3 protein-coding genes and 1 pseudogene are annotated in these 4,321 nt (G+C 68.2%); 2 read left to right on the top strand and 2 right to left on the bottom strand.

Annotation, left to right across the window (positions count from 1 at the left end; genetic code table 11):
- Positions 1–381: 381 nt before the first annotated feature.
- Complete coding sequence (kdpB, locus tag G3N99_RS35685; protein WP_206124705.1) at positions 382–2,466, top strand: potassium-transporting ATPase subunit KdpB; 2,085 nt, start codon at positions 382–384, stop codon at positions 2,464–2,466.
- A 40-nt stretch (positions 2,467–2,506) separates the two neighbouring features.
- The gene (locus G3N99_RS35680) at positions 2,507–3,205 is read left to right on the top strand and encodes a winged helix-turn-helix domain-containing protein (RefSeq protein WP_206124704.1); all 699 of its coding nucleotides are present in this window, start codon (positions 2,507–2,509) and stop codon (positions 3,203–3,205) included.
- A gap of 8 nt (positions 3,206–3,213) precedes the next feature.
- Here G3N99_RS35680 and G3N99_RS35675 read toward each other — a convergent pair whose 3' ends face one another.
- Positions 3,214–3,867, bottom strand: a complete 654-nt coding sequence (locus G3N99_RS35675) for a lytic transglycosylase domain-containing protein (RefSeq protein WP_206124703.1) — start codon at positions 3,865–3,867, stop codon at positions 3,214–3,216.
- 115 nt (positions 3,868–3,982) lie between these two features.
- Positions 3,983–4,201, bottom strand: a pseudogene (locus G3N99_RS35670) (DUF3999 family protein); the annotation flags it as partial.
- Positions 4,202–4,321 lie beyond the last annotated feature (120 nt).

The raw sequence follows: 4,321 nt of genomic DNA, 5'->3' as shown, positions 1-4,321 counted from the left end.
CGGGCGCTACACGTTCGGCTGAACGCCGCGCCCCGGTTCGTTTTCCTGCTTTGCCGCGTAAACGTCGAATGAGCGGAGTGTGGCGCTCCCGCTCGTGTACGGCCCTTGAGACACCCCCGCCGCGCCGCGGCGAAACGGACGTTTACGCGCTTTTTATACCCCGACGCGATCCTTTGCCGCGATCTTCACGCGAACCTTCATAAGATGGTTGCGTGGAAACGGAAGCCGCACGCGAGTACGCGCGAAGGCAGCCGGCTCGCCTGACCGATGCCGGCTGCCTTCGCGCCGGCGCGCCGGCAAAAGGAAACCGCCATGTCTCTCGCCCCCCTGACAGGCCCGCGCCCCGCGCAGCCGGGCCATGCGCGCACGGCCGCGCGTTCGATGTTCGATCCCTCGCTCGTGCGTCCGGCGATCGCCGATTCGTTCCGGAAACTCACGCCGCGCACGCAGTTCCGCAACCCGGTAATGTTCTGCGTGTATGTCGGCAGCATCCTGACCACGATCCTGTGGATTGCCGCGCTGTTCGGCCAGGCCGAAGCGCCCGCCGGTTTCATCGTGGCGATCGCGCTGTGGCTGTGGTTCACCGTGCTGTTCGCGAACTTCGCCGAAGCGCTCGCGGAAGGGCGCTCGAAGGCGCAGGCCGCATCGCTGCGCAGTGCGAAACACAACGTGGTCGCGAAGAAGCTCGCGGCGCCGCGTGCGAAGGCGGCCGTCGAGGTGATGGCGTCGGCCGACCTGCGCAAGGGCGACGTCGTGCTCGTCGAAACCGGCGATACGATCCCCGCCGACGGTGACGTGATCGAAGGCGTCGCATCGGTCGACGAATCGGCGATCACCGGCGAATCCGCACCGGTGATCCGCGAGGCGGGGGGCGATTTCTCGTCGGTGACGGGCGGCACGCGCGTGCTGTCCGACTGGATCGTCGTGCGCGTCGCCGTCAATCCGGGCGAAGCGTTCCTCGACCGGATGATCGCGATGGTCGAGGGCGCGAAGCGCAAGAAGACGCCGAACGAAATCGCGCTGACGATCCTGCTCGTCGCGTTGACGATCGTGATGCTGCTTGCCACCGCCACCTTGCTGCCTTTTTCGACGTTCGCGGTCGAGGCGATGAAGGCCGGCCACGTCGTGACGATCACCGCACTCGTTGCGCTGCTCGTGTGCCTGATTCCGACGACGATCGGCGGGCTGTTGTCCGCGATCGGCGTGGCCGGGATGAGCCGGATGATGCAGGCAAACGTGATCGCGACGTCGGGCCGCGCGGTGGAAGCCGCCGGCGACGTCGACGTGCTGCTGCTCGACAAGACCGGCACGATCACGCTCGGCAATCGCCAGGCGTCGGCGTTCGTGCCCGCGCCGTTCGTGACCGAGGAAGCGCTGGCCGATGCCGCGCAACTGTCGTCGCTCGCCGACGAAACGCCGGAGGGCCGCAGCATCGTCGTGCTCGCGAAGCAACGCTTCAACCTGCGCGAGCGCGACATGCAGGCGCTGCATCCGGTGTTCCTGTCGTTCAGCGCGCAGACGCGGATGAGCGGCGTCGACCTTTCCCCCAAGGGGACTTCCTCCGGGGCGCCCGGCCGCGAGATCCGCAAGGGCTCGGCGGACGCGATCAAGCATTACGTCGAGTCCCACGGTGGCCGCGTCACGCGCGAAGTCGAAGCGGTCGTGACCGACATCGCGCGTCGCGGCAGCACGCCGCTCGCGGTGGCGGAGCGAGTCGACGGCGTCGCACGCGTGCTCGGCGTGATCGAGCTGAAGGACATCGTGAAGGGCGGCATCAGGGAGCGCTTCGCGGAACTGCGCAAGATGGGCATCAAGACCGTGATGGTGACGGGCGACAACCGGCTGACGGCCGCGGCGATCGCGGCGGAAGCGGGTGTCGACGATTTCCTCGCGGAAGCGACGCCGGAAACCAAGCTCGCGACGATCCGCGAACATCAGGCGGCAGGCCGCCTCGTCGCGATGACGGGCGACGGCACCAACGACGCGCCGGCGCTCGCGCAGGCCGACGTCGCCGTGGCGATGAACACCGGCACGCAGGCGGCGAAGGAAGCCGGCAACATGGTCGACCTCGACTCGAACCCGACGAAGCTGATCGAGATCGTCGAGATCGGCAAGCAGATGCTGATGACGCGCGGATCGCTGACGACGTTCTCGATCGCGAACGACATCGCGAAGTATTTCGCGATCATCCCGGCCGCATTCGCGACGACGTACCCGCAGCTGCGCGTGCTCGACGTGATGCATCTCGCGTCACCGGCGTCGGCGATCCTGTCGGCGGTGATCTTCAACGCGCTGATCATCGTCGCGCTGATCCCGCTCGCGCTGAAGGGCGTGCGCTATCGCCCGCTCGGCGCCGCGCCGCTGCTGCGCAGGAACCTGCTGCTGTACGGCTTCGGCGGCGTGCTGCTGCCGTTCCCGTTCATCAAGCTGATCGACATGGTGCTGGTGGCATGCGGATGGGCCTGAGCATGGGCGCGCATCATGTCGCGTGCGCAGGCGCTGCCGCATGAGTGAACCGGCCGTCGTCATCGTGATCGTCGACGAAGACAGGTTCATCCGGCATTTCGTCCGTGTCGCGCTGAAGGCCGAACACATGCACGTCTGCGAGGCCGCGACCGGTGCGGCGGGCGTGGCGGCCGTCGGCGCGCGCCGTCCCGACCTGATCGTCGCGGACACGAACCTGCATGACATGGGCGGCACCGTACTGATCCGTGCGCTGCGCGCGTGCTCGGCTGCGCCGCTGATCGTGCTGTCGGCGCTGAGTGCGGAAAGCGACAAGGTGGCCGCGCTCGACGCAGGCGCGGACGACTACCTGACCAAGCCATTCGGCGCCGCCGAGCTGATCGCGAGAATTCGTGCGCACCTGCGGCGGCAAGCCGGTGGCGGGCGCCTCGATGCGGTGCGAGTGTGCTTCGGCGACGTGAGCGTCGATCTCGGCGATCGCCAGGTGTTGCGCGGTGGGGCGCGCGTGCATCTGAGTCCGATCGAATTCCGCTTGCTGGCCGTGCTCGCGCATCATGCGGGCCGGCCGCTCACGCACGACCGTCTGCTGAACGAGGTGTGGGGCGCGACGCACGGCAAGGATGCGCACTATCTGCGCGTGTATGTCGGCCACCTGCGGCGCAAGCTGGAGCGTGATCCGAGGCGGCCCGCGTACATCGTCACGGAGACGGGTGTCGGCTACCGGCTCGACGGCGCGCGGTAGCGACGCGTTCAGGGGTTCGCGGCCGTCCTCAGCTCGTCGCTCGCGACGCCGTTCGAGCGTCGCAACTGCGCATCGAATTGCTGCACGCGCAGTGCGACCCGTTGCGCATAGCGCTTCGTGCCGCCGTTGTAGCGCACGAGCGCGGTTTCGACGTCGCCGTCCGCATCGTCGAGATAGCCGCGGAAGATGGCCGCACCGATCCGCACGTTGGTGGCCGGGTCGGACAGGTCTTTCACATGCGCGACGAGATCGCGATGGGCGGTGGGCATCACCTGCATCAACCCGCGCGCGCCGGCGACACTGACCGCGTGGCGATCGAAGCCCGATTCGACCGCGATGATCGCGAGCAGCAGCGCCGGGGCAAGCCCGTAGCGATCCGATTCGGTCTGCACTGCGCGGGCGATCGTGCGCGCATCGGCATACGCGACGTGGAAGCGGTTGCGCAGCGCGATGATGATCGTGTCGAGGGTGGGAGGCGGCGATGCATCGGGCGTGCTGGCGGCGGTGGCCGGCGCTGCAGGCGTGTCGTCGGCATGCGCGGGCAGGGCGATCGACAGCGACAGTGCGATCGGGAATGGCAGCAGAAGCCGCTTCAGGCGCAGGGCCGGATGCACACGCATGCGTGGCAGCGGCCGGTCATACGATGGATAGGTTTCCTGCATGTCGTCGCATCGTGGTTCCGATGCGACGACTGTACGCAGTTATGCGTTGCGACCGTCGAAAGAAACAGGTTCGCCCGATAAATGGCGCGTAAAGACGGGCGACGAGCGCGTTGCGTCACTCGTCGCGGCCGTGCGTATCGCTGCCGCCTTTCGCGAGGCGCCACGCAATCGTGCCGAGTACGCCGACCGCGACGACCAGCGCGCCCCACAGCACGTAGCGGCGCGGTGCGTCGGTATCGACGGCCGGCGTCGGTGCGACCGCCGACACCGGCAACGCCGCGCCGACGCGCGCGGGCCGCACTTCGGGCGCCATGCCGACCAGCAGTGCGTCGCGGCCTCGGTCTGCACCGACACGCCCGGCTGCACGACACCGTCTCGCACCCCTGTCTCGAGCACACGCACCAGCCACGCGGAAAGGTCGTCGAAATGGGCCTTCACCGCCCGCGCGACTTCG

The organism is Burkholderia sp. Ac-20392 (genome assembly GCF_017104585.1).
Classification (GTDB): Bacteria; Pseudomonadota; Gammaproteobacteria; order Burkholderiales; family Burkholderiaceae; genus Burkholderia; species Burkholderia lata.
Note: the sequence above shows the minus strand (reverse complement) of the source record. Positions and strands in the feature narration are given on the sequence as shown.

Excerpts from the sequence above, each read along its gene's own strand:
- G3N99_RS35675 (WP_206124703.1), bottom strand. The coding sequence starts at position 3,867 with ATGCAGGAAACCTATCCATCGTATGACCGGCCGCTGCCACGCATGCGT.
- kdpB (WP_206124705.1), top strand. The coding sequence starts at position 382 with ATGTTCGATCCCTCGCTCGTGCGTCCGGCGATCGCCGATTCGTTCCGG.
- G3N99_RS35680 (WP_206124704.1), top strand. The coding sequence starts at position 2,507 with ATGAGTGAACCGGCCGTCGTCATCGTGATCGTCGACGAAGACAGGTTC.